A 26,363-nucleotide genomic window follows, 5' to 3' on the forward strand; every position below is an offset into this window, starting at 1 on the left:
ATGCTTTGCTTTAAGAAAGTACATCTTGAATATCCGGTTGTTTTTGAAAAACACTATTGGCAAACGGACAAAGAGGTAGTACTTTTTTGTTTTTTTCTCGTGCGAAGAATACTAACTGCATTAACAATTTTTTTCCGGCCCCTTGACCTCTCAGACCATCGTCTACTTCGGTATGGTCAATAATCATTTTATTGGGTCCAGCCCAAGTATAGGTCATTGAAGCGAGTCGCTCGCCTTCACTTTCCATAAAGAATGCGCCTTTTTTACCGTTGTCTTCTTGTTGTACTTCCATTATGATGAGATTAAGTTAGTCTTCTAAATATCCGAATTTTCCCATATTGAAATCTTCAATGGCTTGCACCAATTCTTCCTTTGTATTCATTACAAAAGGACCTTGGGCCGCAATGGGCTCATCTATGGGCTCTCCACTAAGAATTAATACCACTGCCTCCTCAGTTGCCTTTATTTCAAAAAGTTCCCCGTCATTTTCAAATAACACGAAATGATCGGTAGGTACTTCTTCCGAGCCGTTAACCAAAATACTTCCCTCAATTACCAGTAATGCCGTATTATAGGTCTGCGGAAAGCTAAAATCTGCAGAAGCCCCTTTTTGAAGTCGGGCGTTATACATATGTATAGGAGTGAATGAAGAAGCCGAACCTTTTATTCCTTTGTAATTGCCTGCAATTACCTCTATAGTTCCGGTGTTGTTTTCAAGCTCATATGATTTGATATCGTCTTGGTTAAGTGCCTGATATTTGGGTTTTGACATTTTATCCTTCCCAGGAAGGTTCACCCAAAGTTGCACCATTTGAAAATCGCCACCAGTTTTTGAAAATTCCTCTTCATGGTATTCCTTATGTAGTACTCCAGAAGCTGCCGTCATCCACTGAACGCCACCTTCACCAATAACGCCGCCCCCGCCGGCACTATCATGGTGGGCCACTTTTCCTTTATAGGCAATGGTCACCGTTTCAAAACCGCGATGCGGGTGTACACCTACACCTTTTGGTTGCTCAGAAGGAGGAAAATAAAATTTGGAGTTGTAGTCCAATAAAATAAACGGACTCATTCGCTCCATAGTCAGTCTAAAACTACTGGGAATAAAGTTATGAACCCTAAATCCATCGCCTACAAAGTGGGGTGGTCTTGGGGGCACTACCAATTCTATATTTCTTGTACTCATGATTCTTTTGTTTTATGGTACCAAAATTACAAGACAACAGATAGCTGCGCATTGACTTATGTTAAGAAAGTAATCTGCCCGAAAATAAAGGGCTAAGAAAGTTAATAGGTGATAGTTTACCCTTGCTTGAAGTTTTCTTTGGCTAAATCTCTACGTACCCTACTGAGACTTTCAGGTGCAATACCCAAATAGGAAGCTACCATCCATTGGGGAACCCGTAGGAGTACATCTGGGTGTAATTTGATAAAATCGAGGTAGCGCGTTTTTGCCGATGCCCCTAAAAGCAGCTTCACGCGCTTGTTCAAATGCCGGATGTGATTGTGGAGCAGCCGGTCGTTCAATTTTCGAAAAGAGGGGCCAAGGGCCGAAATTTTATCGACAAATTCGGTATCTAAGAGTATCACATCCGTCTCTTCAATGGCATCTATGTAATAATCGGAGGGTTCATTGAAATAGATGCTACCGCGATCACTTACCAACCAGTTTTCAGGAGCAAACTGCAGGATGTCCTCTTTTCCTTTTTCATTGAGGGCGTACATACGCAACAATCCTTTTTCAACAAAAAAAGTAAGCTTACATATTTCTCCGGCTTGCAGGAGTAATTCCTCCTTTTTAACTTTTTTGGTACGGATACCGTCACAAAGTTGGTTAATGGCTTCGTTGGGAAGGCCCCATTGTTGATTCAAATACTTTTTAAAATTGAGGAGTTCCACTGGCTGTTGTTTTACTTACCGTTAAGTGCCTTAGTGACCACCTCTCTTGTTTTTTCGTAACATGTTTTCATAAGGGTGGGAGCATCCATAGTATTCCAATAGGTTTTATTGAACAATTCCACTGAAAATCCACCTCTAAAACCCGCTTGGTAGAGTTTGGGAATGATGGTCTCAAAATCGCAAACACCATCACCAGGCAAAACCCTATCGGCATCGGTCAATAAATTAAAGGCTGGAGTAGCTGGGTAATCGTTCATGTGGATTACCGGAAGTTTTCCTGCATTGATCAAGTCTAGGGTATCCCAATCATTGCCACCTCTGTGTACATGGTAAAAATCGAGCAGCATGGTAGCTTTTGGGTGACCGGTGGCAATGGCAATCTGGGTACAGTCCGATATTTTGTGAAGGGCACCCATTCCCCAAAGTTCTAAAATAGGGGTAACTCCGGTCTCGTCTCCCAGTTCTAGAATTGCTGCGTAACGTTCAGCGTATTGATCGTATTTATTGGGGTCTATTTTTTCGATTCCCTGTACCGGCGTAGCGATGAATTTCCCGCCAAGTTCCTTAGTGATTTCCATTTCATCCTTTAGTTGTGCTAGGGCTTTTGATCTCTCTTCGGCATTGTCACTACACCATTTTGAGAAGCCGATAATGTTTTCGAGTACCAAGTTATACTCCTTCAGCTTACTTCTTAACGTAGCGGTAGAACCTCCTTTTTCAAGAAAGGTTTTAATATCGCTCATCCACATTTCTATACCATCAAAACCGGCATTGGCAATCAAGTCAATCTGAGTATCTGCAGGTAGTTTGTAATGCAACAAGGTGCTGCAATTCATGCTAATTCTGAACGGTAGCTTTTCTTCTAGAAGACTGATTTTATCGAATGCTAAATGGGTAAAAGATAGGTTGCTTATGGCGGCTGTAGCTCCCAGAGCTATGGAGCCCAATGCTTTTCTTCGGTTGATGTTGGTGGACATGGAGAGGAATTAAAGAGTTAAATTTAGTGAAAGGTTTGGTTAAAACTTAGAATATGGGCAAAATAGCCTTTTGCATGATGGTAAAGGGAAGCTTGTCTTCCGGCAAATTATATGCACCTCCTGTAAATACTACCACCATTTCTTCTTCTGGAATGACAAAAATATACTGTCCGCCATTGCCCGTAGCGGTTTTGGAAATATGTATGTTGCCATTGGACTGAAGCGGAATGTTCCACCACAAATAACCATAGTCTAAATTGGTGATTTTTGTTTTGGGGGTGGTGGCCTCCATTATCCAATTTGATGATACAAGTTGATTGCCTTTCCAGTTGCCCTGATACGCTACCAATAATCCCAATTTGGCAAGGTCTCGAGAGCGGAGGTACAATCTTTTACCTGAGGTGATGACTTTTTTATCACTGGTATGTCCCCATTTTTGATGGGTAATTCCCATAGGTTCAAAAAGATATTCTTTGGCGAATTCATCAACTTCCATTCCCGTGACTATCTTGATAATTTCAGCAAGTAGTACCGTTCCCATGGAACAGTAATTGGATACCGTTCCCGGTTCATTTACCAATGGCAATTGAAGCGTGGTGGCTATCCAGTCTTTCTTCTTATGGACACGGTCTTCCTGCCCTTTGGATTTTTTGTCCCAATCATTGCAATCGAGTCCGCTACTCATGGTAAGCAAATCTGCAATGGTAATATTCCTCTTTTCGCTCCAATCCACATCGGAATAGACGGTACCAAAATACTTTTCTATGGAATCATCTACGCTTTTAATAAATCCTTTATCTATGGCTATCCCAACCAATAAGGCTCGAATACTTTTGGTTACGGATCGTAGGTCATGGACTTCTTCAGGTTTTTGACCGTTAAAATATTCTTCCAATAGCAATTGCCCGTCCTTAAGAACCAGCATACTGTGAATATAATTTTTTTGCTCATTAAGTTGTTGCAGCAGCTTGAATAGCTTGGTGGTATCTGTGGTGAACTCTAAAAGGGAGGCTACTTCAAGTCCGTCATTTTTTTGAATTGGAGGAGTATAGTTGTAACTGGATTGCGTGTACGCCCGAACTGAGCACAAGACGCTTATAATAATCAGTAGTTGAATAAATCCGCTTTTCAAATACATTAATCTAGTTTTTCCATTTCTATCCAAAATGGCATAATATTTTTGCCTCCTTGAGAGTAAAAGGCTATTAAGTCTGTTTCCATGGCTGGAAAATACACCTCTTTCATTTCGATGACATCGGTTTGTTCGGCTTCATGTATCATTTGTCTAATGAGAGAATTTGTTTCTACATACATTTTACCGTTAGGGTCAATCGGCTTTATAAACTTAAATTTTAGATTATAGGTGCCCTCTTGAATGCTTACTCGCCATTTACCGAAAATCTCTTCTTGACTCCAAATGCCTCTTTCTCCTCCTGCATCGTTTCTATTGAGGATAGCAGGGTTTTCTTTTTGATGGCCCAGTTCAATTCTGGGAGCGTTCACCAAATGTTCAGAGCTTATTAACTCTTTGTATGCATTGTCCAATTCCATTTTTAATTGCGCTGCCAATTCCTTGTTTTTGGAGATTATATTCTCTTGCTCAAAGGGGTCTTTGTGAAGATTGTAAAGTTCAAATTTTTCCAAGGGAGCATTGTAATCAACATTTCCCATCAGCTTATGTTCACCTTGGATTATAGACATGTTTTGGTATAACTCAGGATATTTTCTAGTCCAATAAAAAAATAGGGGTCTGTCTTCCCAATCTACCGTGTTGCCATTTATCAAGGGGAGTAGGTCCTTTCCATCGATTGTACGGTCTTTTGGTATGGAGGCGCCACACAGTGAGGCTAGGGTTGGCAATACATCCATATGAACTGCTGTTGTTTCTATATCAACATTTTTCTTTTTAAAAGATTTGGGGAATTTCATAAAAAAAGGCACCCGAACACCGCCTTGGTATACCTTACCTTTTCTACCCTTCAGTCCGGCTACATATCGTCTTTGTTGAGGACCATTGTCGGTCATAAAAATCACGACTGTATCCTCTTCCAATTTCAATTCCCTCAACTTTTGCAACAAAAGGCCAATATTGTCATCAATATTCGAAACCATAGCATATACCTTTCTGGCATCTTCCTTGTCTTTCTCCGACATTTCTAGGAAAGGTTGCCCACTGGCATCAAAGCCAGAAGTGGGGTCTATTTGTTTATATTTCTTATAATACTGCTCCGGAACTTGAAGAGGCGTGTGGGGGGCATTGAAAGAAAGGTAGCAAAAGAAAGGTTCATCTTTGTTATCTTCAATAAAGCGAATTGCTTGTTGAGTAAAAATGTCGGAACAATAGCCTTCATATTTTTGTTGTTGATTATTATGCCATAGAACGGGATCGAAATAGCTTCTGTCTTTTTGAAAATAAGTGGTTATGTCGCCTACTTGACCCATGCCGCCTGAAAGATGGATAACCGATTCATCAAAACCTTGGTCACTAGGTCTGCTGGGGTAATTATCGCCTAGATGCCATTTGCCAAAAATACCAGTCTTATAGCTGGTAGTTTTAAGGATTTCAGCAATTGTAACTTCTTCCGTAGCCATTGTAGCCCCACCATTGTAGGTGTCCCTAATGCCCGTGCGAAGGGAATATCTACCGGTCATCAAACTCGACCGGGTTGGGGCACATACAGGAGAAACGTAAAATTGGTTAAATCTGACGCTTTCTTTTGCCAATTGGTCAATGACTGGTGTTTTTACATGTGGATTACCGGTAAAACCTAAATCCCCATAGCCTTGATCATCAGTAATGATAAGGATTACATTAGGTTTTTTAGGGGATTGCGAAATGGAATAAAAGGGTTGTAAGAGATAACAACAAGCGAGAATAAATTTAAGCGAACGGTACATGAAATTGGTTGTTTGGTAAGTGTTGAAGATAACCAATTTTAAAGTTAGCTAAAATTGAAATTCTAGAGCTCTTTTAAAACTTTACACGGGTTTCCAACGGCCAATACATTATGGGGAATATTTTTGTTTACTCCGCTTCCTGCGCCTATGGTTACGTTATCGCCTATAGTTACTCCCGGAAAAATAATCGAGTTGCCACCGATCCATACGTTATCGCCAATAGTTACAGGTTTTGCGGAAGTAAGATAACTGGCACCACCCTCATTTTTAATGATACGGTCCGAGGCTTTAAGTGGATGAGAAGCCGTGTAGATTTGAACATAGGGGGCAATAAGTCCGTTTTTGCCAATAGTTATCCTATTGTTGTCCAGAAACATGCAATTGGTATTGACAAAAGTGTTGCTGCCAATGGAAATGTTTTCGCCGTAATCGCAGAAAAAGGGCGTCTCTATCCAAACACCCTCTTGTATACTTCCCAACATTTCCGAAAGTATACGTTGACGTTCATCCGTTAATTGTGAGTCAAGCAGGTTGTATTGTTTCATGAGCCTTCTGGCCTTGTGGTACATGGCGAGTAATTCAGGGTCTCGGGAATTATAGTTCATTCCCTGCAACATCTTTTCCTTTTCGGTCATGATTTTAGTAGAATGTTGGTTCTATTCAAATTCTTCATCGAATGCATCGTCCCATTTAAAGGCATTTACAATCCAACCATAGTCGTTTTTATAGTATGTAAATTTGAGTCGAATCGCACTTTTACTGTACCTGACCAAGTAGGTTTCCCTAAGGGCAATGTTACTAATGGTCTCATTTTTTATTTTATCGGCACCTATGGCAGTGCCAAATCTATTTTCAAGTAAGTTGAGGTATTTTATGGTTTTCTCTTCAATGGCATTCAATTCATTTTGGGGCATGGGCCAATAGGGAGTTAATCTCCCAAAAGCAGTAGATACTTGATTTTCTTTAAAGAGGGTTGCGATATTTTTAGAAAGCTCTTGGGTCTCTTGAATATTATTTAGGTATTTATCCTGCGCGGTAGCCATATAAAAGCCCGAATAAAAAAGAAGAAATAAAACCACAAAATTTAAATACGGTCTCTTCATATTATAAGTTTTAAAACATGGTTATGTAACTAAAAAACTTTATTTGAGTTTTAAGTCCGTCATCTTTGAAAAATACATTTCTTCCTCGCCCTCCATTAACTTTAGGAAGACGCCTATGGAATCATTTGTCTCGCCCATTAAATTATTTTCTACAATGTAGGAATGATGGCCATTGGTGAAAATAAAATGGTAGCCACCTCCGGAACCCTGCTTTTCAATTTGGCCGTCTAATAGAATCAAGTCCGGCCTTTCCGTCGTAGATTTAGGCTTGTTCCAGGCCATATAGCGAACATCGTTACTTTTTAAACGATCTACCCGAACAATGTAACTATCGTTTTCGCAATAGATGAGATTAAGCTGTACTTCAGGATTCAATTCAACGGCCGCTTCGTGTTCAATAAAGGTTTCGCTTTCCTGTTCCAGCTTCTTTTCCTTTTCAATTATCTCAGCTTCCTTTTCTAGAAGTTCCTGTTCCTTTTTATCGTTTTTACAAGCGCTACCCGTTAACGCTAAGCACATGGCGAGGGAAAAAAATCTAAGCATGCCACTAAAAAATAATCAATGAATTGAGTCCGGTTCAAAAATACCTCATTTGGGTAAAATTAAAGCTTAAGATACACACTCTGTATGAAATTCTAACAATTTTATAGCCTAATTGGTTAAAGCATCAGGTTTTACCTGTGAAAGTATCCTCGACTAACATATGTGAATTTTTGACGGTTGTAATTTTTGGAAATTACCATAGAATCTGAACGATTTTTTTAATCATTTAATATTTAAGACATAAAATGGTTTCTCTTAAATTATTTAGGGTGATTTCATTGCATAGAGAACTCCTTAGTTTCGCGGATTACAATGCCAGCAGGAGGGTTTGTCTGGTATTAGGGAAATTCTTGAAAACCATTGCCGAACGGCATTGCTTTGGCTGTTAACAATCATGCTACTATTAAAACCTAGTTGCCTCCTTTATTATCCTTTCATAAACAATTTGCCCATTTCCTTAAGTGTTTCACATGATGGTGATAAGGTTTGGGCATTAGCTTTGGTGAAGGTTATGTAATTCTCTTCACTTAGCTAGCTTATATCGTTCAAAAATCTAATCCTTATTCCCAGTTGGGCATGGAAGCATTGGTGAAAATCAATTCTTGATCGTCGTCTTCCACGGCATCTAAAACTTTTCTATAAATCTGTTTTTCAGAAATTCCGTCGTTGGATGTGTAGGTGTAGATAATGGCTCCCTCGTTAGGCGCATATTTGGCATCAAGGTTATTAAAGCCGGTAGGCTTGTCCGTATCAATTTCCACTGTACTGTCCGATACGGTGTCGTACTCAAATATTCTACTGTCCAACTGTCTGTATTGTGAATTTTCTGCACCCGATGCATCTTGTGTGTAAAGTATTTTTGTACCGTCTATGGAATAATCCAGCCCACCAAAGGCTCCCATTGTACCTTCAACTATGGTGGAGACCAAGGTGCCATTTGCCGGGTTAATTAATTGAATTTTTACGTTATAACCATTGGTGTCATTGGTTTTTATGGCAAGTAAATTATTGGTGGGGTTGGAGGCTACCTCACTAATGAACTCACCCGCAGGTGCCTCATAAATAAGGGTAGTTCCTGATCCATCAATTTGGACACTGTATAATTTGTTGAAGTTAGGGTAATACAAAATATTGCTATTTTGAGACCAAGTAAACTCCAATTCGCTCTGCTTAAAGCCCGCAACGGGAACATTTTTTGTCAATTGTATTTTATTGCCGCCGTTTAGGTCCATCATGAATAATTGAGCATCTCCATCCTGCGTGGCCAGAAAGGCAATTTTGTTAACGGTAAAGTTGGCTTTGGGGCGGTAAGAATTAATGGACGAAGAAGTAAGCTGTACTTCATTTTGATTAATTTCGGAATTGTTGGCCCCAGCGGGCTCGCCCCCAGAAACAATTACATTATTTCCGTTTACATTTCTAACAAATAAGAATCGGTTGTCTTCTACCCCCTTTAATTGAAAGCTGCCAAGGTTGCTTTGAACATCTTCTGAAATACCGTCCGTGGCCTTTATTTGCCAAAAGAAGTTGGCGCCCACCGTGAGCTCTTCAACGATTAAAACGGTGTCCTTTAGGTTTTCATAACGTTGTACTTCCCCTGTAGTACCATTTCTAAGTTCCAGTTCGTATAAAATATCATCGGTATCGTTCTTGGATGAACTCCAAACAAATTCTACGGGGCTTACTACATTTTTGGCCTCGTCCATGGGAAATAGTAATTCAGGCCTAAGGGGACTCAAGTTGGCCGCCTCCACACTGTCTAGTTCAAATACGATATTGGTGGTTTTTTCTCCGAGGATACTGGCAGGTTCAAAGCTAGTTTGAAAGTCATCTTTATCTGCTTGAACGGAATAATCCCCAGTACTTATTTCGTCGATAACAAAATTTCCTTGGGCATCTGTAAAAACTGTTGTGGAAGAAGGATTGGTGGTGATTTTTACGTTTTCTAAAGGTATATTTTGATTGTTGACGACAACCCTACCTTCCAATTTACCAAAAACGGTATCTCCAATGGTTTCTTCTTCACAAGCGGTTAGTGCTATGATAAAAACCATTATTAGTATTAAACGGGAGTTATAAGTATTGTTCATTTTATTTTAGGTTTGTTTACTTTAAGTTCTTGCCAAATCTCCATTCGAGCCCAAGGTGAAAATTGTAATAAAAGTCGTCTCTTACCCCATTAATAATATTGTCCATTCCATCGGTAGCGGTATGATTGTTTTCCGCTCCTATGCTCAAGGAGAGCTGGGGATTGAAGTTATACTTGAGGGCCAAACCGTATTGAACATTAAAGCCTGTAGTGTCTTCAGAAAGTTCGGGGTCAGGTTGGTCCAAGTCAAAAACACCGCCAACACCTGCATATATATAAGGAGTTAAATTGTCCAAGGGCAGTAAGGTATAGCCCAATAGTAGGTTGGTACTTAAATAGGCTTTCTCAAAACTTTCTCCTCCTGTAAAGTTTAGGTATTCCCCCTTAAGCCCAATATCCAATTTAGGTGATAGGTAATAGCTGTATTTGAGCCCACCACCGGCACCTAATGATTTTTTAGAGTAATCTCCATTTAAAACGGGCCCATTGCCATATACTCCAAAACTGTGTCTAAGTATGGATTGCGCTTGCTTCCTGTTATAAAGCAAGGTGTTTTCTTCCTCTTCTTTCCTGGAATTGTACATGGCCACAATGGCTTCGTTTGTTTCCTGTCCACTGGCCGTGCTCCATAGATTGTCTTCTATTCCTTCGATAATAAGGGACTCTACGGCATTCTCAATTGCATTTTGTATGGCCAATTGTACCGGTTCATTTTTAGTTATACCTGTTTCTACTTCCAATAGACGCTGAAATTTTACGTATTTGAACAAGCTGGCATCCAATGCCTGTGAAAGAATGGTTTTTGAAACGTAGACCGTTTTTAAAATTTTTCCGTTTGAAGTGGATACCGCCCTTAGATAAATGGTGATTCGGTCTTGCCTGTATTGGGTTGAACCACCGGCGCCAAAATAGCGTGCGCCATAGCCCCCGGTAATGATGTTACTATCATAGGAAATGATGCCTCCCTCCAGTAAAATTCCGGCATAAAGGAGCGGAGGTAAATTGGGTTGTCCGCTATTATCACCCGTATACTCCTGTCGCGTAGAACGAATGATATTTCGTTCGTTAAGAAGGTTGGATAGGTTTTCCCGCTCAATGGGAGTAAACCATTTACTGTCTTCAAGGGCCTTTATGAGCATAGTGGTGGCTCCTTGGGGTACGGCGGTACTAAAGGTGCTCCCGTTCTCTACATTTTTATATTGACCGGTCTGATCTTTAAAGTTATAAACGCCTACTACCACAGGCTCACTGGGTTGGGGTATATTCTTTAGAAAATCTGTGGTAGAGGTAGTTTCTCCAATCCTTGCTGGAGTAGGGGCCACCGGTTGGTTAAAGTAGGCACCACATCCAGATAGTAAAACCACTATAGCGAGATAGAGGGAACTTTTAATAAATTTCATAGATGATTAGTTGGGTACAATAATTTGGGTTTGTTCGCCAGTTGTGGTATCTAAAATGTTAACCACCAGGCCTTCACCCGATTCAAAAATTTCCAAGAGCAAGTCGCCCACATTAAAGGTGCCGGGTTCCAGACCATCACCAAGTTCGGTGGTAAAAACTGAGCGGGTCAATTGCCCAAGAATCTGCCTATTTAGACTTTCTTGAAACTCTTGAAGTTCAGAGGTTTCATTATCAAATCTTTGGTTGTCCGTAAAGGAGTTTTGCGCATTGGCCGAGCTCAAAAGCCACTGATAATTAAAGGTGTTACCTCCAAAATTTGGATTCTTGGGAGTGTATACCAACTGCTGTGAATAGGCGGTATATCCTAAAAGAAAAATAAAATAGAGTATGGATTTCATATTAGTATTGGATTGTATTTTGGCTTATGGCACGGTTTTGAATAAAATATTGGTTCACCCTTATGATGGATTGATCTACCATTTCCTTTAAATAAGAGCTTCTCGGATTGAGAAAAAATTGAACTATAAGATGGTCTCCTGCGTAAATTTTGATTTGAGTGTTGCCGCCAATGGCAAGTACTTCGTCTACTTTTACAATTTGATTACCGTTTATATGGTTGTTATTATAGGCTAGGTAAAACATTTGATAAAAATCTCGACCTGGTTTGGTTTTGGTATTCTCAAAAACCATCCCTCTCATAAGGTCTATGTCCTGTTTTTTTAGGGGTTGTTTTTTGGTTAAAAGATGGTTTTCATTCACTATCTTGGGTTTCAGGTCGTCTTCACCTTCAAACCCATTAATGACCAATCTGTCTTTTCCTATCACTTTTCCATCTTCATAAATAAGTACAAAAACTATGGTACGTTGGTCTTCCTCAATAGGAAGAGTGGCGGTACTTATGTTCTTGCGTTCTCCGGATTCAATGATAAAATACTGATCATCCTCAAATTTTTCGTTCTTGTTTTTTACGATCAGGGCCCGGTATCTGAGACTCTTTTTGAGTTGGGTCTTGTTAAAGGCCGAAAAGACAATTTTGGTAAGGGCATTTTCCGAATCAACATCTATCCGTGCTTCTACCTCCTTATTAAATGACTGTCCTACTAGGACGGAACAGCTCCATAAAAAAAAGAAAACCAGGGAAAGGGTAAGAGATTGGGGAGAATGCATTTTTGGTGTACTGTATATTAGTTGGTGTTTCTTATAATGAGGCTCTGTGATCCTTCACTCATTTTAATTTTCATTTTATCCACAATGCTGTTAGTACCATGTATGACAAGATTTTGGTTATTGCCATTTTGTTCTACGGACCTTTCAATGAGCTGTTTATTGTTAAATAGATTGTACTCCAGTAAAAGATTGTTGTTGCCCTGTTGAAGCACCGTATAATCTATGGCCGTAGCTTTCAGGTCAAGGTCTATTTTGTTGGAATTGCCCAATTGCACCAATTCTACGTCTGAAATTTGCGATTCTGTTTGTACGGTAGAAGTATTGTTGTTCCCAATTTGATTGATGTAAACACCTTTATTGACAACATTTAGCTGGTTTGATTGTAGACTTTCACTGCTCTGTTGCGAATAGAAATTGAGCTGTTGGCTGCTGGAGTCCAAATGAGCGGGAGTTATATCTGAATCTTCTTCGATAATACCTTGGGCATTGATAACAAAGCCTGAAAAAAGAAGTGCCAAAAGAAGGGTTAGCTGTGGGTATGGTCTCATACAATTCTATGGGTTAAAGTTGAAAAACTACGGAACAGAGAACTGTTCCGTAGTTATATTCAAAAGTTGTTGAGTGATTAGTTCGACTGCATTACAACAGCAGTTGTACCATTACTAACCGCAGTTTGGTTTACAAGGCTATGGTTACCATTACCGTTTTGAGTAACCATAATGGTAGCATCTACAGCACTCATTTGGTTTGCTCTACTAACATTGCCATTGCCATTTTGTTGCAAAACTTTGATCTCACTCATAGAAGACATGGCATCTTGAGAAGTATAACTTCTGTTGTCATTGCCATTTTTCTGAGTAGTATAAGCTACGTTACCTAGCCCGGCTTGAACATTAGAAGAGTAGTTTCCATTGCCATTTTGTACGGTAGAAATTATTCCAGAAGTTCCTTCTTGAGAAATTACAGATTTATTATCCATACCATATTGGTTCACTTTAGCTAGTAACAGGGTGCCGTTTGGATCATTTATGTCATTGTTCGCACCAAATTGATTTACGTCTGAGTAATTTCTTCTTCCTACCTGGTCAATATCAATTTTACTTGATGCTGAAACTTGTCTAATCTTAGAGTTGTTGGCTCCATTGTTGGCATTATCTCCAGATTGGTTGACATAAATTTCGTTATTAGACCAACTTTGCCAAATGGTTGATCTGTTATCATCATCGTTCTGAACCACCTTGATCGAGTTTTTATATCCACCCTGAACATCGACCTTTGAATTGTTATCGTCCCCTTTTTGATCGATATCGGTGGTCGAGACTTTACCTCCCTGCTTAACAAGAGATTTGTTGTCTCGACCCTGTTGGAAAACATCAGTTTTAACACCTAAAGAAGTGGCGCCATTGTTCCAAATGTCACCTTGGTCAACGGTCGACTTGTTTCCTGAACCATCTTGTTTAATTTTAACAGTGGTAGCATTCCCACCACCTTCAGCGACTCCAATCTGATCGACCAAAGAGCTGTTAGCATTTCCGGCTTGATTGACGTTTACTGAGGCACCATCAGTTGCATTTTGCTGATTGATTTCGCTGCTGTTTTGTGCCATCACAAAAGACCCCATTGCAAGTGCCATGGCACTTAAGACTACTTTTTTCATAAAGATTAAATTAATTATTAGTAATTGGTTAAAATGTACGTTTGGTCGTTTTCAGTTTCCTGAAAAGAAGGCATAGAATGGTAGTCTCAAGACAACATAGATAATCTCAACTTCATACTACTTTTCTAAAAAAACTAATTGTAATCTGTTCAAGTAAATTGAACCTTGGGGGGATCATGATAGGAAAAAAATGACAGCAAGAAATACCCTCATTTTTATTTCAAATCATATAGTAATGATACTCACTAAAAAGTGGAAATAGAACCCTTAATCGATGAAATGCAATATTTTTTAGTTTAAAATACGATTTGACCGTAAATTCTTTCCAAAATACTAATTTTTGTAAGAGTTGTTTTCTTTGAAATTTAACGATATAACATATTTAATATCGATAAAATAGTAGTTCGTTCAATTTTTGGTGTCAAAATTGTCTATTTGGCAATGTATCGGTTTTAGCGAAAGAATGTAGATATGATTATTTTGAACTTTTTTCTAGTGGCAAAATCCAATTTAGAGGAGCCTCCCCGATTATAGCCCTAGGCACTTACTTTTTTAATTTTGTCAAATGTAGACTGTTCTTTTTATGAGGAAATTGATGCCCCATGCCAGCTTATTTTACCGCTTCGAAATCTTGTTATTGGAAATGTTTTTTTGCCGGCTACTTTTAAACCTAGTGATTTCTTCGCTACGTTTTTTTAGGTGTTTGCTACTGGTACCGCTATTGACCCGCTTGCGCCATAGTTTAAAGGAAGAAGCTTTCAACTCTTTGCGCATGAGTTTAATGACATCGGCTTCGGTTAGTCCAAATTGTACTTCTATAGCTTCGAACGGCGTCCGATCTTCCCATGCCATTTCTATTATTCGGTCTAACTCTCTTTCTGTCATAGGACAAGATTAGCCATTCAGCCTAATTTGTGTGAGTGCAAAAGAAGAAAATGAGGGCTCTTTTCGCATGCGTTACTAATTTAGGGGGATAGTTGTTTATAGCTCAATACGTGTTTTTCTAAGATCGCGCCCGTCTCATCTATTAATCGAAAAATGATTTCAGGTTTTTTTCTTTTGGTGTTAAAGGTGAATTCCCCAAAAGCTTTTAGTCCCAAACCATCATAACCAAAAAGCTGGTGGCTATTATCTTCTGCCATGGCTGGCGGACCGGGAACGCCGCCCATACTGGCAACTTCAAATTCATGAAATTCAAAGCCGGAAGGTTGAGGAAGGGTAAAGGCCCTGGCCCCATGTCGATCACCACTGATCAACAAAACCCCATTTATTTTTTCTTGTTCGATGAGGCTGAAAATTTCTTCCCTGGCTTTGGTGTCCCAGGTACCCCAAGAGTCCTTGGCCTTGGTTACGTAGTCGCTCCACATAGTTCCGCTCGAAATTATCTTGAATTTAGAAGTAGATTTTTGAAGCACCTTTTTGAGCCATGTCATTTGTTCCTCGCCCAAATAAGACCCATAACGACCTCTTTTCTTTAAATCGCGACAAGAACGGGTGTCTAGCATGATGATTTCTACATCACCTATTTGCGTGTTGAAGTAAATACCTTCGCCCAGATTTTTTGGATTGTTCCAATTATCCCGCCACAGGGTGCGCAAGCTGTCCCTGTCTTCCTCTGTTACTCCTTTTGGTAAGCCACTAAGGTCGTTATTGAGGTAATCATGATCGTCCCAGCCGGCATATAGAGGTATGTGGGTAGCCAATTTTTTGAAAGCAGGGGCCACATCACGCAACAAATAGTCAGCTCGGTGAAGTCCCCATTGGGTATCGCGGTCGTCTACGGCCAAATCGCCCAACAATAGCATGGCGGTAGGTTCTCTGTCTAAAATTGTTTCGATGAGGTTGGGATTGTGCAGGCCTATTTTATGAAAGCCCGAAGAAAAGGCAATTCTCGTTTCGGTTTTTGTACCCTCTTTAGGAACGGTTTTAAAACGGCCATTAGCTACCAGTTTGTTATCGCTTAAAATCTCATATTTATAGAAGGTTGCAGAATGCAATTTATCGACCTTTATCCGGTAGGTCTCACCTGGTTTTTTATGTTTAAAGGGATAGGAATTGACCAGTGTTCCTGATGCGGTATGGATATTTAACTGTAAAGGTTCAAGGTGGGCAGGTCGCAACCAGAAGGTAATTCCATCGGGTTGTACATCACCGAGCATGGGGCCACTGATCAAATCAATTTGATGTTTTTCTGTCAATGCAATGAATTTCGGATCGGTAAAAGCTGCTTTTTCTTGCTCGAAAATTGTACGTGATTCCAAATAAAAGGCCAATATGTTGCTTTTAGGTTGGCCGTAACTTTCTAAAAGTAGACTGTCAATGTAAGGCGTGCCTTGGTGTGCTTGCTTAAGGGTGATGTGGTGGCGGGGTTTTACTTCGAGAGATTTTTGACCGAGGGCTGTTTCTATCAAGGAAAGGAAACAAAGTACAATTAGGTAATTATATATGCTGAAACATTTCATTGGCTAGTTTACTTTTAGGGGACTTTCCGTTTCTTCCTTCTATCCACCAAAAGTAACCGTACATATGATGGGTTACTACAGCTTGGTTTCATGCTTGGTAAGGTAGTTGGTTAATACTGCTTCTAAGGTAAGCAAGAAATCAGAAAAAATACTTAGGCTATTAAGTGTGACCAATGGAGTATCCTTTATTTTGTAAATCAATTCTATTTGAGGTGCTCTCCCAGATCTTCTACCTTTTGCAACCATTTATTACGATATGATTCCTTCGATAGACGAATAGGGCCTATGGCCGTGATTTTTACGGATTTTACGCCTATGAATTGCAGGGTCTGCTTTTTCATTGCTTTGTGAGACGGACTCCCATTAAACAGTCTGTAATACCAAGCAGGTTGGTCCATGGTAGTTATCAGACGGGCTGTTTTACCGGTAAACAGTTTATCCCACCAAAGGGAACCTTCCCTTTTTTGAAAGGCGAAGCCCGGTAATAGGACCCGGTCTAAAAACCCTTTCATAAGAGCGGGAACGGAGCCCCACCATACCGGATAGACCCATACCAAATGATCGGCCCATTTCAACATTTTTTGGGCTTGCAGCAAATCGGGTTCCAATTCGGTACGCTGCCGGTAGCCAAATTGGAGATTGGGATTAAAGTTGAGGTCTCGAATATGGATGACCTTGGTTTCAGCGCCCGACTTTTGAGCTCCTTTAAAATAGGCATCTGCAAGGGCGGCATTAAAACTTTCGGCATCGGGGTGGCCGTTGATGATCAGTATTTTTTTCATAGTCTGAAAATGTTTAGAGTAAGAACTTTAGCTTTTTCTCAAAAAGGGTATGGGTGAGATTGTTTTGAAGAAAAAAGTGATAGCAAATAAAACAGAGTGGCAGGCTGAGGGAGATGGTACAAACAACAAACGTGATGACACCGCCAAAAGTGGCCAATACTTGGGTGCCGCGTTGCCCCATAAAAGCCAAGCGTTCCAGATGGGTAGTAAGATAAATTTGTACGGCGCTACTATACCCATAAAATCGAATAAAAGTTTCGTAAAGCAGCCAAGCAGGGTACAACCACTTGCGGATGGTTGCCCACCATGGCCCCCAAATAGATGGCGGAGTTCGTTTTTCTTCCATGTTTTCCTTTTTACAAAGGACTTTCTATTGGAAGAAAATTCATTTGATATACATCAAATTCGGTACTTGGGGCTGCGAATACGACTCAAAGTCTCTAAGGTGATGCCTAGGTAGGAAGCGATATGGGTCAACGGAACCCGATTGGTAATAGTGGGATACATGGTCAGTAAATGCCGAAAACGGTCCTCGGCCCTATTGAACTGAATAGCGTTCAGGCGCTCACAGAGCCCTAGTAAGGTTTCGGTAACCACCTCCCGAATAAACCGCTCAAATTCGTGGTGTGCCTGGGTCATTTGATCCATTTGGTCTTTGGTGAATTCGAGTACGGTGGCATCTTCCAAAAACTCTACGTAGTGCGGACTCGGTTTATCGCTAAAAAAGCTCACTATAGGGGCCATAAACTGATGTTCGAACGTAAACCAATCCGAGATATCCTTCCCATCTTTGAGATAGTAGGCCCGGCCACACCCCTCTAAAATCAAGAAGGCCTTTTTGGAATACTGTCCTTCACGTACCACCACATCGCCCTTCTTATAAAAGCCCATTGTAGCATGTTCTAAAAAGGCTTGTTTACATTCCGATGACAGAGGTGCGTAACTTTTCTCTAGTTGTTGAAAGACAAGATCAGGGTTCATAGAAATAGCAATAAAGCCAGATAACCTGTACAAGATAGCATATTCTTTGAATTGAAGCGCCCTTAGTTTTCTGTAAGTACGGTGAGCTTTAAAGTAATAAGGGTTATATAAAATTTCTTGCTAGTTGTTCCAGTTAAGGGGGTAGTCCGCTTCTGTATATCCAATGACCCAAGGCCAATAGTTAGGTTCTTTTACCCCGTGAAACCAAAAGCGTATTTTGCCATTATGAATAATACCATCGGGAGCGGTCACTTCATTGTCCCAATCAAATTGTGGCGTAACGATTGCTTCCGGATAAATCTCATATCCCCTTGCAAAAGACATGGACCGGGCGATGCCAATACTTTTGTCCGTAGAAAAGGGAATGTACCATAATCCATCGTCTGCTTTGATCAAACTGGCTTCGTTGATATCGGGACTATAAGTTACGTCCGAGCCAATGAGAATGGGATTTTCGATTTTCGTCCACTGAATTCCATCAGCGGAAGTGGCCCCCAAAATCTTGATACCCGCATTACTACCGGTCCAGTTATCGGTTACGTTCCAACCGGCATAAATCATGTAATAGGTACCATTTTCGTATACCACACCAGGACTGGTCATGGCATGCCGGTCATGGGTGTTAGCATTGCCGGTGTCACGGGTAATAATGGGTTGTTCCAAACTTTCTGCCACCCTGTTGAAATCGATTCCATTGGATGAAATGGCCATCCCTATTTCGTAGTTCTCCACATGCGGATTGTCACTCTCATCTTCCCTATAACCGGAATAGTACATTTTGTAGGTATTGGCTACTTTAATAACTTCTACGGTTTCTAGGGTATTATCCCAAGCATCAGGGCGTCGGGATAGGGAGATATAGTCGGTTGACTGATTGTTGGGTCGGTTCCAGCTATTGCCATTATCCGTTGAAAAGGCCACTCCAATACCCTCTTCGGCAGAATAGTACATAAAAAGGGTGTCGTTCGCCATTAAAATAGATGGGTCTGCTGCCAGCCCAAAAGGGCTCTCATAAACAGGATGTTCGCTTCGTGTAAATAGAGATGTTTCTTGGGGTTCCGAAGTGTCTGGGTCATCGCTGGAACAAGCGGTAAGTACCAAAAAAATAAGGAAGATAAAACTTGAAATCCGCGTCATAACCGGGCCTGTTCTTGGTAATCTATTTGTTTCTTATGTAAATGTGTCGAATCTTGTTTTCTCCGGTTTCTTTCTCTTCTATTTCAAATTCGCCTATTTCCTTGATTAAGGGAAACAACTTGGGGAAACCATAATTTCTTGAATCGAAGTCGGTTTTCTTTTTGAGAATGTAATTGCCCAAGGCACCGAGAAAGGCCCATCCATTTTCATCTGAAATTTCATCGACACTTTCTTTGATAAGGGTAATGATATCGCTGTCTATCTGATTAACGCTAGAAGCCTCGCTTTTTGCGACCTTTTTGCCCTTGTTGTTAGACGTCGGTTTTACGTTTTTGTTTTTCTTTAGTATCTCAAGGTAAATGAATTTGTCACAAGCTGTTATAAAGGGTTTTGGGGTTTTTTTCTCACCAAGACCGATTACGAACATACCGGCTTCTCTGAGGCGGGTGGCGAGTTTGGTAAAATCGCTATCGCTTGATACGATACAGAAGCCGCCAACTTTTTTAGAATAGAGCAAATCCATTGCGTCAATAATGAGGGCACTGTCACTGGAGTTTTTTCCGGAAGTATAACTGTATTGTTGTATGGGGGTAATGGCATTTTCTAATAACACGTTTTTCCAACCGTTAACGGTTGGTTTGGTCCAGTCTGCATAAATTCTTTTGATGGTGGGATTCCCATATTTGGCAATTTCATCAAGCATTTCCTTCACATTGGCGTGGGTAATATTATCGGCATCGATCAGCACGGCCAATTTTTCATCTTTCATAATCACTTTGATTTTATAGCCCGCAACATTCGCTTAGTAAGTATTTGACGTACGTAGGGCATTGGTAGTGTGTAATTCTTAGCAAGTTACACATAATTGGAAGGTTCTGGTTCCTCGATATAGGTTTTGTGAGTTTCTTGTGATAAATAGTTTGACAATCACAAGCTTCGCTATTTTAGTGCGGTACTATGTGAGGTCAATCCCATATATTGGGCCTATCAATATTCATGGTCCTTAAATAGGACATAAATTGGCCTGCATGCACAGATTCGTGATAGCCTATTCTTAACAAATAGGTTGCAAGGTTTTTGCTTTCTCCATTTCCGGGATGGATAATAGCGGTTTCGCTAAGTTGCTTATCTGAAAATTGCTGAATACTGGCTAAAAAAGTTTTTCGGTGTGGTTCGGCAAATTCAAGTTCTTCTTCCAAATTGGTAATGGGGCGATTCTTCCAAGGCGTCTTATAGTTTTCCATAGATTCCCCATTGATAATCATATTCCAACCGTAATCCGCTTCCAACACATGACGGATCAATTCCCCTGCACTCATGGCGTTGGGGTCAGGTTTCCAGTGAAATTGGTCATCAGGTAGGGCACGCCAGAGAATGATGCTCCTCCTTCTGATTTCCGACAAGTTTAAAATAATCAATTCTGATTGGGTCATATGTAACTTTTAAATAACTTCCTTTAAATGTTAAAAAATAAATAGGCTATCACTTTTGATGGTGGTTGGACTTAGGAGTCGTCACCTTTTCACTCCACAAGAATACCTTGCAACTCCTCGTTAAACCGTTCCGGGGCTTCCATATTCAACAGATGGGCAACGTTAGGCAGGATTATTTTTTTGGAGTGGGGAATTCGGACGTGATATTCTTCTGCAATCAGTAGAATGTCTTCCGCATCCTCACTGCCAATAATGATATAGGTGGGCACTTGAATTTCCTCCAGCCGATTGCGGGCAGGAATGCTGTCTAAGGCGGACCAATCTTCTTGCCAATGGTTTCTCATAGTTCTATAAACCATCTTCAAACTACGTTCGTAGAAATCGGGATGTAAATTATTGGGATTTCTTCGCGGACCTACCACCCAGTTCTGGTGAAACAACTTAGCCGCCCGTAGTGTATCGCCTTTTTTGATGGCTTCTTGTCGCCCTTGGTAATTTTGGAGGGCCACGGAATCCTGAAAATAGTCCCAGCCGTTAAGTCCGGGAGAGACCAGCACCAGCTTCTCCACTTTCTCCGGGTAATTTAGGGCGAAATCCACGCTCAGCATAGCACCCCAAGAAAGCCCGATTAGGGTGTATTTTTCGTCAGGAAGTTTTTTTGTAATCTCACGGATAATTTCATGTCCTTTTACCGGCTCTCCGGAAGCAACCGTTTTCCCGTGTCCCAAATCTGAAAAGCGTATGAGGGTATAGCTATCTTTAAACGCCTCCACCTGGGGTTGCCACATATCCAAATCCAGATAACCTCCATGCACAAAAAGTAGCGGTTTTCCCTTTCCGGTGGTGCTCAGCTGTATCTTATGCTGTTTAAAATGTAAAAAGCTCTCCGTATCAGCATCGGACTTACCATTGCAAGAAAGCAGGCACAAGATGAGAAATGTGAGTAGTGTTTTCACCCAAACATCGTTTAGGCTATCTAAAATACAAAATAGCTATCTGATATCTACCCTAAGTACGCGGATGTTTTTAAGGCATTCAGTCCACAAGCTTATCCAATTCGGCACCCGTTAGGTGGGGTACATTTCGGGTGATTTTTTCTATATCCCAATCCCACCATTGTAGCTCCAAGAGCTGGGCGATCACTTCCTCCGAAAACCTTTTTTTGATTTCCTTGGCGGGATTGCCGCCCACAATGGAATAGGGGGCCACGTCTTTTGTTACGGTAGCGTTGGTGGCAATAATGGCGCCGTCTCCTATGGTCACTCCGGCCATAACGGTCGCATTGTACCCGATCCACACATCATTGCCAATGGTGATATTCCCTTTTTTAGGATATTCCTTGCCGTCCATGGCCTGTTCCCAACCCTTACCGAAAATCGCAAAGGGGTAGGTAGACAAGGAATCTGTAAGGTGATTGGCCCCGTTCATGATAAAGGTAACGCCGGAAGCAATCATACAGAACTTGCCAATGATCAATTGGTCGCCTATAAAGTCAAAGAGGTATTTGACGTTCTTTTCAAAATTCTCCACGTTTTCAAAATCATCGTAGTAGGTATAGTCGCCCACAATGATGTTGGGGTTTTTAACGACGTTTTTTAAAAAACAAAGCCGGTCATAATGGGGAAGCGGAAATTTCGTGTCCTTATCGGGTCCTGTCATTGGGGTTGGATTTTGAAGTGATTTGTAGAAGGCGGTTATTGTGTTTAAATGTAGTGTAAAATGGGCTTCGGCTCAACAACTTAAAACAACAAAAAGCTCAAAAAATAGTAGAAAATAATAAGCGTTGGAGAAAGGCTTTTTCCAAGAGATGTTGATAACAAACCTTTTTATTTCGGCAGTTTGTCATTTAGATTTTGTCTGCCAACTATGGCCATGATATCAACCATTTCTCCGTTCAGTTTGTAATAAATACTGTCTACACCACAGATACAACGTCTATAACCCGGTGCGATATAGTCCACGGATTCGAATGAAAAAGGTCCTTGGGCAATCATGTCGAAATACTCAAAAAATGTTTCAAAATAGCGGTCTGCCTGGACCATACCAAATTTTTGGACTCCGTACTGGTGAATACGAATTAAGTCGTTTTTTGCCTCGTTGCTAAGGCGGTATTTAGTCATTTAATAACGACTTTGATTGCGCCAGAATACTTTCTTTAGAGTCATTCGTAAAACCGCTGTTTTCAGCTTTTTCAAGTTTTGCCCGAACCCAATCAATTTGAACTTGCTGTTTTCGGGCTTGCCGGATCAAATCATTGACCACCTCACTTTTGCTGGAATACTCCATGCTTTCCACTTGGTGTTTTAACCATTCGTCATTGGGTTTGGTAAAAGAAATACTTTGCCTTGCCATAAGTTATTGTTTGGTGTAAAATTACACCAAAAATGAATCATATACAAAAAAGAGTGAAAACTGCGAAATTTAAAGTTACCTACAGTTTAATGTGAACCAGGAGATTAAAAAGCCGGTTGAAGAGACTTAGACTAATCCGTTTTTTTGCTTGTTAGGGGCTTGTACACCTGTCCCACTTAGGCAGAACGGTTACACCTATGGGCTACCGTTTCAATTCAGTTTGAATCTCTTTATTCAAATCGGTAATTTTCTTTTCTACTAGATTGTAATAATTTAAAACCCCTTTTCTATTAGCTTTGATTTTCCATAAATAGGTAAGAAACAATTTTTCGTCTATTTCAGATATTTTTAAAGGGAGAATGATTTTTTTTAGTGATTTTGTCTCGTCAAATTCAAAATTAGGAACTAGAATACGGTTTATCTCTTGAAAGTAATTTTCTTGAAATTGAGTTTCAAAATACTCCTCTTCAAATTTTCTAAGAATTTCATATTCACTTTCATACATGGATATTATTTTGCTTCTCAAAGAGTCGTTGACAATTAATTCTAAACCTTTGGATTTTAGAGTTTCATAACCTGATCTGTTTTGAACAGAAAAAAAATCACGAGTTAAATGAAAGTAATTGATAAGTACGGAGTCAATGGAAATAGAATCATTTTGAATTAATAATTTTTTGAAAAAATCAACAGATTTAATTCCATTTTCGTGACCCAGTTTATTGACCTTTACATCTTCCAAGTCTTTTTGAAGACCATTAGCTATTTCTGTTAAAATTTTTTGCTCAGACTTTCTGTCCTTTCTGTTGTCATTCCAATTATTTAATGCAAAAGCTAAAATAACTGCTATAAAAATTGATAGAAATTCAAATGTGAACTTTTTCCAGAATTTGGGTTTGATACGCTTCATTAACTTTTTCAAAATTTGTACCAGCACAGGTCTTTGTGAAGTCGTGCGTTTGTTTTTGGTTGTCGTAACTAAAAGTACATAAAAAAGAAAAACCGCAAAGAGCGGCTTATTTGAGTTCATGGTTTTAGTTTTACAGGCTCGTGCACTTGGCCGACTTCGACGGAACGGTTACCAGTATTGATGGTTTTTTTATTTTAAATTTTCAAATTCCACCATTATGGTATCCATTTTTTTTCGAATATAGTCTAACTGATATGGTGTGATACTATCAGAAAGTCCATTTCTCCAATAAAAACTGATTTTAGGATTTTTTTTGTGGACAAGAACTTCTATGGGAACACCTCTTGTCATGTCTATAAATGAGAAATTTTCAGAGTTCCTAAGAATGGTGGAATCGTTTACGAAGTATTCATATTTGATTTCTTTCATAAACGGGTCGTCCAAGATTGTTTTTGTCTGTCTGGCTGATAGTATAATGCCTTGGCTTTTGTAAAACTCACTTTCATCATATTCCTCAAAAGACTTTTCTCGACAAGTAAAAAGAGAAATGGAGAGAAAGCATAGTAACAATCCCAATAATTTACGAGTCATTCAAGATTTGGTTTTTTTAGAATTACCAGCAACGTAAATCTATATTAAGCCGTGCGTTTAGTTTTTTTGTTGTCGTATCGCCAAGGTACGTAAAAAAGAAAAATACAAGGGAGCACAGCAGATTGCTTACCAACCATTAAAAAGCCCCTAAAAAGAGCTTAAAAGAGGTCGTCTTTTGGCCGTTCAAGGGCTTGTGCAACGATTACCATTGTTGCCAGTAGTTATTATTCCTATTATATAATTTCACTCTTTTTCCGGTTTTTTTAGCTTCTCTAAAGTTTCTCGAACTTGTCTTTGTACTTCTTCTTCAGTTGGTTCAGTCTTTTCATCTTCTGGTAAATCAAGTTCCAAGTTTAATTCATCTTCTTTCGTTTCATCAACGAATTCTGCCTCTTCAGCATCTAAATTTGATGTATCTTCTTCAATTTCAAGATTGAATTTAGAAAAGTTTACAGCCTTTAATTTAGATACCACTTCTTCTATCTTATCAAGCTGTGCAGAAATCTCAGGGTTGTTTGCTATCAAATTTGCAAGTTGAAGTTGTTTTGCTAGGTCAGGAACATTATTATCTGAAAATATTCTAGTGATTTCTTCATTTACCACTTTAACTTTTTGCTGAATTTTTAAATCCTTTTCTGCTGCTATATTAGCCGCCTCAGCAGCAAATTTATCAGCTTCTTTAGATTTTCTATCAACTTCAGCTTGATAAAAATCTTCAGTTAATTCTTTTCCTCTTGATATCAATTTCCCTCCTTCTTTGGCCCAAGGCCATATAAATTTGAGAAATCTTTTCCATTTAGTTAGTTCAACTTCACTTTGAAGATTTGTAGGACGCCCAATGAACTTTACAATCCTATTATTTTGTTCTTTTTCACCAGAATTATTCATGGTCAAACTTGAATTTTGGATTGCGTATTTCGTCTAATCTAAATGTTATTCCACTACCACCAACCATTTTGTAGAGCTTAGACAATTCAGATAATAAGTTTCCTACATCTTCTTTCGAGGCTGTGCCAGGTTGTATTAGAAGGCTGATATTTGAGTTTTCAGATATTTTAGCATCTTTATAGAGTAGATACTCTTTTAACTCTTCTTGATAGGATTGCAAATCTTTCATCCGTATTTCAAGGTTAAATCCTAAATTTAATTTACTTAGAGACTGTGTTTCTTTATCACGAAGATGAGCCGCTTCTACATATTTCTGTTTTTCCACAAGCCTATTTTTTTCCAAAATAATGCTTTTGAGATTTTTGATTTCTATCATTAAATCTTCAAATGTATTGTCAGAATCGAGTTTATTATTGAGAGCCTTAATAGTTAAGGCTAAATCATCTTCAAATTCATGAAGTTGTTCGAAAAGACTTTCAACAGAAGTGGTTTGAACTAAGGCCTTAAGAACTAATCTTTCTTCTTGGTTAAATTCAATTCTATTTTTAAAAATCATATTTTTTGGTTTTAATTACTGGCAACGCAGCCCTATATGTTGTCGTGCGTTTGTTTTTGGTTTTCCAACTAAAAGTACGTAAAAAAGAAAAATACAAGGGAGCACACCAGATTGCATATAGCGGTTGATATGCACAGTTATCCTCGATGGCGCCTAAAGGTGATAATATCGATGGTCCCTCATCCTACGGCCATTGCAATCTGACATAGCCCTGCGATGATGCACAAACCCCAAAGTGCGGGAATTGGAGCGGAGCGACAATGTAGCGATTTGGGTTCACCTTTAGGTGAATTGTGCATCATCGGTATCGTGTATAAGTAGTAGCGGACTTTTACTCACAAACCTTTCAGTTTTGCACTGACCTCTATTTTATGTTTTACCTTTCGTTTTATCACTTAAACCGCTATTACTTATAGCATCTATGTAAAAGCAGCCTGTCGAGTATCTTTAGGATTCAGCAAAATCAAAAGATATGAAAACACAACAAACTGCTTGCCCCAAGTTATTCATTGGTATCGACATACACAAGCGCAGTTGGAA

Annotated in this window: 31 protein-coding genes; all 31 read right to left on the reverse strand. The window is 39.7% G+C overall.

What is annotated here, in order from left to right; genetic code table 11:
- Nucleotides 1-10: 10 nt before the first annotated feature.
- Nucleotides 11-292, reverse strand: coding sequence for a GNAT family N-acetyltransferase (locus tag IL355_RS18195; protein WP_192463516.1), 282 nt, complete (start codon nucleotides 290-292; stop codon nucleotides 11-13).
- Between the two features lie 15 nt (nucleotides 293-307).
- Nucleotides 308-1,186: a pirin family protein gene (locus IL355_RS18200; RefSeq protein ID WP_192463517.1), complete on the reverse strand. Its 879-nt coding sequence runs from the start codon at nucleotides 1,184-1,186 to the stop codon at nucleotides 308-310.
- Nucleotides 1,187-1,302: 116 nt separating this feature from the next.
- The gene (locus tag IL355_RS18205) at nucleotides 1,303-1,899 is read right to left on the reverse strand and encodes a Crp/Fnr family transcriptional regulator (protein ID WP_192463518.1); all 597 of its coding nucleotides are present in this window, start codon (nucleotides 1,897-1,899) and stop codon (nucleotides 1,303-1,305) included.
- 11 nt (nucleotides 1,900-1,910) lie between these two features.
- On the reverse strand, nucleotides 1,911-2,876 hold the full coding sequence (locus tag IL355_RS18210) for a sugar phosphate isomerase/epimerase family protein (protein WP_192463519.1): 966 nt from the start codon (nucleotides 2,874-2,876) through the stop codon (nucleotides 1,911-1,913).
- 46 nt (nucleotides 2,877-2,922) lie between these two features.
- Complete coding sequence (locus tag IL355_RS18215) at nucleotides 2,923-4,014, reverse strand: serine hydrolase domain-containing protein (protein ID WP_192463520.1); 1,092 nt, start codon at nucleotides 4,012-4,014, stop codon at nucleotides 2,923-2,925.
- Nucleotides 4,014-5,774, reverse strand: coding sequence for an arylsulfatase (locus IL355_RS18220; protein WP_192463521.1), 1,761 nt, complete (start codon nucleotides 5,772-5,774; stop codon nucleotides 4,014-4,016). The genes IL355_RS18215 and IL355_RS18220 overlap by 1 nt, the downstream gene beginning before the upstream one ends.
- 62 nt (nucleotides 5,775-5,836) lie before the next feature.
- Nucleotides 5,837-6,409: a sugar O-acetyltransferase gene (locus IL355_RS18225; RefSeq protein ID WP_192463522.1), complete on the reverse strand. Its 573-nt coding sequence runs from the start codon at nucleotides 6,407-6,409 to the stop codon at nucleotides 5,837-5,839.
- Between the two features lie 21 nt (nucleotides 6,410-6,430).
- Complete coding sequence (locus IL355_RS18230; protein ID WP_192463523.1) at nucleotides 6,431-6,877, reverse strand: hypothetical protein; 447 nt, start codon at nucleotides 6,875-6,877, stop codon at nucleotides 6,431-6,433.
- 39 nt (nucleotides 6,878-6,916) lie between these two features.
- On the reverse strand, nucleotides 6,917-7,420 hold the full coding sequence (locus tag IL355_RS18235) for a hypothetical protein (RefSeq protein ID WP_192463524.1): 504 nt from the start codon (nucleotides 7,418-7,420) through the stop codon (nucleotides 6,917-6,919).
- Between the two features lie 560 nt (nucleotides 7,421-7,980).
- Nucleotides 7,981-9,510: a carboxypeptidase regulatory-like domain-containing protein gene (locus tag IL355_RS18240; protein WP_192463525.1), complete on the reverse strand. Its 1,530-nt coding sequence runs from the start codon at nucleotides 9,508-9,510 to the stop codon at nucleotides 7,981-7,983.
- Nucleotides 9,511-9,526: 16 nt separating this feature from the next.
- Entirely contained in the window at nucleotides 9,527-10,909 is a 1,383-nt protein-coding gene (locus IL355_RS18245) for a CsgG/HfaB family protein (RefSeq protein ID WP_192463526.1), read from the reverse strand.
- A 6-nt stretch (nucleotides 10,910-10,915) separates the two neighbouring features.
- Entirely contained in the window at nucleotides 10,916-11,308 is a 393-nt protein-coding gene (locus IL355_RS18250) for a curli production assembly/transport component CsgF (protein ID WP_192463527.1), read from the reverse strand.
- Nucleotide 11,309: 1 nt separating this feature from the next.
- On the reverse strand, nucleotides 11,310-12,077 hold the full coding sequence (locus IL355_RS18255) for a CsgE family curli-type amyloid fiber assembly protein (RefSeq protein WP_192463528.1): 768 nt from the start codon (nucleotides 12,075-12,077) through the stop codon (nucleotides 11,310-11,312).
- A gap of 17 nt (nucleotides 12,078-12,094) precedes the next feature.
- Nucleotides 12,095-12,625, reverse strand: a complete 531-nt coding sequence (locus tag IL355_RS18260) for a hypothetical protein (RefSeq protein ID WP_192463529.1) — start codon at nucleotides 12,623-12,625, stop codon at nucleotides 12,095-12,097.
- A gap of 77 nt (nucleotides 12,626-12,702) precedes the next feature.
- Nucleotides 12,703-13,734, reverse strand: a complete 1,032-nt coding sequence (locus IL355_RS18265) for a hypothetical protein (protein ID WP_192463530.1) — start codon at nucleotides 13,732-13,734, stop codon at nucleotides 12,703-12,705.
- Nucleotides 13,735-14,349: 615 nt separating this feature from the next.
- Nucleotides 14,350-14,619 carry a TIGR03643 family protein gene (locus tag IL355_RS18270; protein ID WP_192463531.1) on the reverse strand — a complete coding sequence of 90 codons (270 nt, stop codon included), beginning with the start codon at nucleotides 14,617-14,619 and terminating at the stop codon, nucleotides 14,350-14,352.
- A gap of 80 nt (nucleotides 14,620-14,699) precedes the next feature.
- The gene (locus IL355_RS18275; RefSeq protein WP_225621327.1) at nucleotides 14,700-16,196 is read right to left on the reverse strand and encodes an alkaline phosphatase D family protein; all 1,497 of its coding nucleotides are present in this window, start codon (nucleotides 16,194-16,196) and stop codon (nucleotides 14,700-14,702) included.
- A gap of 203 nt (nucleotides 16,197-16,399) precedes the next feature.
- Entirely contained in the window at nucleotides 16,400-16,978 is a 579-nt protein-coding gene (locus tag IL355_RS18280; protein ID WP_192463532.1) for an NAD(P)H-dependent oxidoreductase, read from the reverse strand.
- A 13-nt stretch (nucleotides 16,979-16,991) separates the two neighbouring features.
- Complete coding sequence (locus IL355_RS18285; protein ID WP_192463533.1) at nucleotides 16,992-17,324, reverse strand: hypothetical protein; 333 nt, start codon at nucleotides 17,322-17,324, stop codon at nucleotides 16,992-16,994.
- A 53-nt stretch (nucleotides 17,325-17,377) separates the two neighbouring features.
- The gene (locus IL355_RS18290; protein ID WP_192463534.1) at nucleotides 17,378-17,959 is read right to left on the reverse strand and encodes a Crp/Fnr family transcriptional regulator; all 582 of its coding nucleotides are present in this window, start codon (nucleotides 17,957-17,959) and stop codon (nucleotides 17,378-17,380) included.
- Between the two features lie 120 nt (nucleotides 17,960-18,079).
- Complete coding sequence (locus IL355_RS18295; RefSeq protein ID WP_192463535.1) at nucleotides 18,080-19,096, reverse strand: glycoside hydrolase family protein; 1,017 nt, start codon at nucleotides 19,094-19,096, stop codon at nucleotides 18,080-18,082.
- 22 nt (nucleotides 19,097-19,118) lie between these two features.
- Nucleotides 19,119-19,865, reverse strand: coding sequence for an NYN domain-containing protein (locus tag IL355_RS18300; protein WP_192463536.1), 747 nt, complete (start codon nucleotides 19,863-19,865; stop codon nucleotides 19,119-19,121).
- A 196-nt stretch (nucleotides 19,866-20,061) separates the two neighbouring features.
- Complete coding sequence (locus IL355_RS18305) at nucleotides 20,062-20,529, reverse strand: DinB family protein (protein WP_192463537.1); 468 nt, start codon at nucleotides 20,527-20,529, stop codon at nucleotides 20,062-20,064.
- Between the two features lie 89 nt (nucleotides 20,530-20,618).
- The gene (locus tag IL355_RS18310; protein ID WP_192463538.1) at nucleotides 20,619-21,485 is read right to left on the reverse strand and encodes an alpha/beta fold hydrolase; all 867 of its coding nucleotides are present in this window, start codon (nucleotides 21,483-21,485) and stop codon (nucleotides 20,619-20,621) included.
- A gap of 79 nt (nucleotides 21,486-21,564) precedes the next feature.
- Nucleotides 21,565-22,188 (reverse strand): CatB-related O-acetyltransferase, encoded by a 624-nt coding sequence (locus tag IL355_RS18315; protein WP_192463539.1) that lies wholly within the window; start codon nucleotides 22,186-22,188, stop codon nucleotides 21,565-21,567.
- A 167-nt stretch (nucleotides 22,189-22,355) separates the two neighbouring features.
- The gene (locus IL355_RS18320) at nucleotides 22,356-22,649 is read right to left on the reverse strand and encodes a type II toxin-antitoxin system RelE/ParE family toxin (protein WP_192463540.1); all 294 of its coding nucleotides are present in this window, start codon (nucleotides 22,647-22,649) and stop codon (nucleotides 22,356-22,358) included.
- Nucleotides 22,642-22,881 carry a ribbon-helix-helix domain-containing protein gene (locus tag IL355_RS18325; protein WP_192463541.1) on the reverse strand — a complete coding sequence of 80 codons (240 nt, stop codon included), beginning with the start codon at nucleotides 22,879-22,881 and terminating at the stop codon, nucleotides 22,642-22,644. Before IL355_RS18325 ends, IL355_RS18320 begins: the two co-directional genes overlap by 8 nt.
- 202 nt (nucleotides 22,882-23,083) lie before the next feature.
- Nucleotides 23,084-23,908 carry a hypothetical protein gene (locus IL355_RS18330; RefSeq protein WP_225621328.1) on the reverse strand — a complete coding sequence of 275 codons (825 nt, stop codon included), beginning with the start codon at nucleotides 23,906-23,908 and terminating at the stop codon, nucleotides 23,084-23,086.
- A gap of 69 nt (nucleotides 23,909-23,977) precedes the next feature.
- Entirely contained in the window at nucleotides 23,978-24,379 is a 402-nt protein-coding gene (locus IL355_RS18335; protein ID WP_192463542.1) for a hypothetical protein, read from the reverse strand.
- A 243-nt stretch (nucleotides 24,380-24,622) separates the two neighbouring features.
- Nucleotides 24,623-25,267, reverse strand: coding sequence for a hypothetical protein (locus IL355_RS18340; protein ID WP_192463543.1), 645 nt, complete (start codon nucleotides 25,265-25,267; stop codon nucleotides 24,623-24,625).
- Nucleotides 25,260-25,823: a hypothetical protein gene (locus IL355_RS18345; protein WP_192463544.1), complete on the reverse strand. Its 564-nt coding sequence runs from the start codon at nucleotides 25,821-25,823 to the stop codon at nucleotides 25,260-25,262. Before IL355_RS18345 ends, IL355_RS18340 begins: the two co-directional genes overlap by 8 nt.
- Between the last annotated feature and the right edge of the window lie 540 nt (nucleotides 25,824-26,363).

It is taken from the genome of Euzebyella saccharophila, from assembly GCF_014855495.1.
GTDB classification, from domain to species: Bacteria; Bacteroidota; Bacteroidia; order Flavobacteriales; family Flavobacteriaceae; genus Euzebyella; species Euzebyella saccharophila.

Excerpts from the sequence above, each read along its gene's own strand:
- IL355_RS18195 (WP_192463516.1), bottom strand. The coding sequence starts at position 292 with ATGGAAGTACAACAAGAAGACAACGGTAAAAAAGGCGCATTCTTTATG.
- IL355_RS18200 (WP_192463517.1), bottom strand. The coding sequence starts at position 1,186 with ATGAGTACAAGAAATATAGAATTGGTAGTGCCCCCAAGACCACCCCAC.
- IL355_RS18210 (WP_192463519.1), bottom strand. The coding sequence starts at position 2,876 with ATGTCCACCAACATCAACCGAAGAAAAGCATTGGGCTCCATAGCTCTG.
- IL355_RS18215 (WP_192463520.1), bottom strand. The coding sequence starts at position 4,014 with ATGTATTTGAAAAGCGGATTTATTCAACTACTGATTATTATAAGCGTC.
- IL355_RS18220 (WP_192463521.1), bottom strand. The coding sequence starts at position 5,774 with ATGTACCGTTCGCTTAAATTTATTCTCGCTTGTTGTTATCTCTTACAA.
- IL355_RS18225 (WP_192463522.1), bottom strand. The coding sequence starts at position 6,409 with ATGACCGAAAAGGAAAAGATGTTGCAGGGAATGAACTATAATTCCCGA.
- IL355_RS18230 (WP_192463523.1), bottom strand. The coding sequence starts at position 6,877 with ATGAAGAGACCGTATTTAAATTTTGTGGTTTTATTTCTTCTTTTTTAT.
- IL355_RS18235 (WP_192463524.1), bottom strand. The coding sequence starts at position 7,420 with ATGCTTAGATTTTTTTCCCTCGCCATGTGCTTAGCGTTAACGGGTAGC.
- IL355_RS18240 (WP_192463525.1), bottom strand. The coding sequence starts at position 9,510 with ATGAACAATACTTATAACTCCCGTTTAATACTAATAATGGTTTTTATC.
- IL355_RS18245 (WP_192463526.1), bottom strand. The coding sequence starts at position 10,909 with ATGAAATTTATTAAAAGTTCCCTCTATCTCGCTATAGTGGTTTTACTA.
- IL355_RS18250 (WP_192463527.1), bottom strand. The coding sequence starts at position 11,308 with ATGAAATCCATACTCTATTTTATTTTTCTTTTAGGATATACCGCCTAT.
- IL355_RS18255 (WP_192463528.1), bottom strand. The coding sequence starts at position 12,077 with ATGCATTCTCCCCAATCTCTTACCCTTTCCCTGGTTTTCTTTTTTTTA.
- IL355_RS18260 (WP_192463529.1), bottom strand. The coding sequence starts at position 12,625 with ATGAGACCATACCCACAGCTAACCCTTCTTTTGGCACTTCTTTTTTCA.
- IL355_RS18265 (WP_192463530.1), bottom strand. The coding sequence starts at position 13,734 with ATGAAAAAAGTAGTCTTAAGTGCCATGGCACTTGCAATGGGGTCTTTT.
- IL355_RS18270 (WP_192463531.1), bottom strand. The coding sequence starts at position 14,619 with ATGACAGAAAGAGAGTTAGACCGAATAATAGAAATGGCATGGGAAGAT.
- IL355_RS18275 (WP_225621327.1), bottom strand. The coding sequence starts at position 16,196 with ATGAAATGTTTCAGCATATATAATTACCTAATTGTACTTTGTTTCCTT.
- IL355_RS18280 (WP_192463532.1), bottom strand. The coding sequence starts at position 16,978 with ATGAAAAAAATACTGATCATCAACGGCCACCCCGATGCCGAAAGTTTT.
- IL355_RS18285 (WP_192463533.1), bottom strand. The coding sequence starts at position 17,324 with ATGGAAGAAAAACGAACTCCGCCATCTATTTGGGGGCCATGGTGGGCA.
- IL355_RS18290 (WP_192463534.1), bottom strand. The coding sequence starts at position 17,959 with ATGAACCCTGATCTTGTCTTTCAACAACTAGAGAAAAGTTACGCACCT.
- IL355_RS18295 (WP_192463535.1), bottom strand. The coding sequence starts at position 19,096 with ATGACGCGGATTTCAAGTTTTATCTTCCTTATTTTTTTGGTACTTACC.
- IL355_RS18300 (WP_192463536.1), bottom strand. The coding sequence starts at position 19,865 with ATGAAAGATGAAAAATTGGCCGTGCTGATCGATGCCGATAATATTACC.
- IL355_RS18305 (WP_192463537.1), bottom strand. The coding sequence starts at position 20,529 with ATGACCCAATCAGAATTGATTATTTTAAACTTGTCGGAAATCAGAAGG.
- IL355_RS18315 (WP_192463539.1), bottom strand. The coding sequence starts at position 22,188 with ATGACAGGACCCGATAAGGACACGAAATTTCCGCTTCCCCATTATGAC.
- IL355_RS18320 (WP_192463540.1), bottom strand. The coding sequence starts at position 22,649 with ATGACTAAATACCGCCTTAGCAACGAGGCAAAAAACGACTTAATTCGT.
- IL355_RS18325 (WP_192463541.1), bottom strand. The coding sequence starts at position 22,881 with ATGGCAAGGCAAAGTATTTCTTTTACCAAACCCAATGACGAATGGTTA.
- IL355_RS18330 (WP_225621328.1), bottom strand. The coding sequence starts at position 23,908 with ATGAACTCAAATAAGCCGCTCTTTGCGGTTTTTCTTTTTTATGTACTT.
- IL355_RS18335 (WP_192463542.1), bottom strand. The coding sequence starts at position 24,379 with ATGACTCGTAAATTATTGGGATTGTTACTATGCTTTCTCTCCATTTCT.
- IL355_RS18340 (WP_192463543.1), bottom strand. The coding sequence starts at position 25,267 with ATGAATAATTCTGGTGAAAAAGAACAAAATAATAGGATTGTAAAGTTC.
- IL355_RS18345 (WP_192463544.1), bottom strand. The coding sequence starts at position 25,823 with ATGATTTTTAAAAATAGAATTGAATTTAACCAAGAAGAAAGATTAGTT.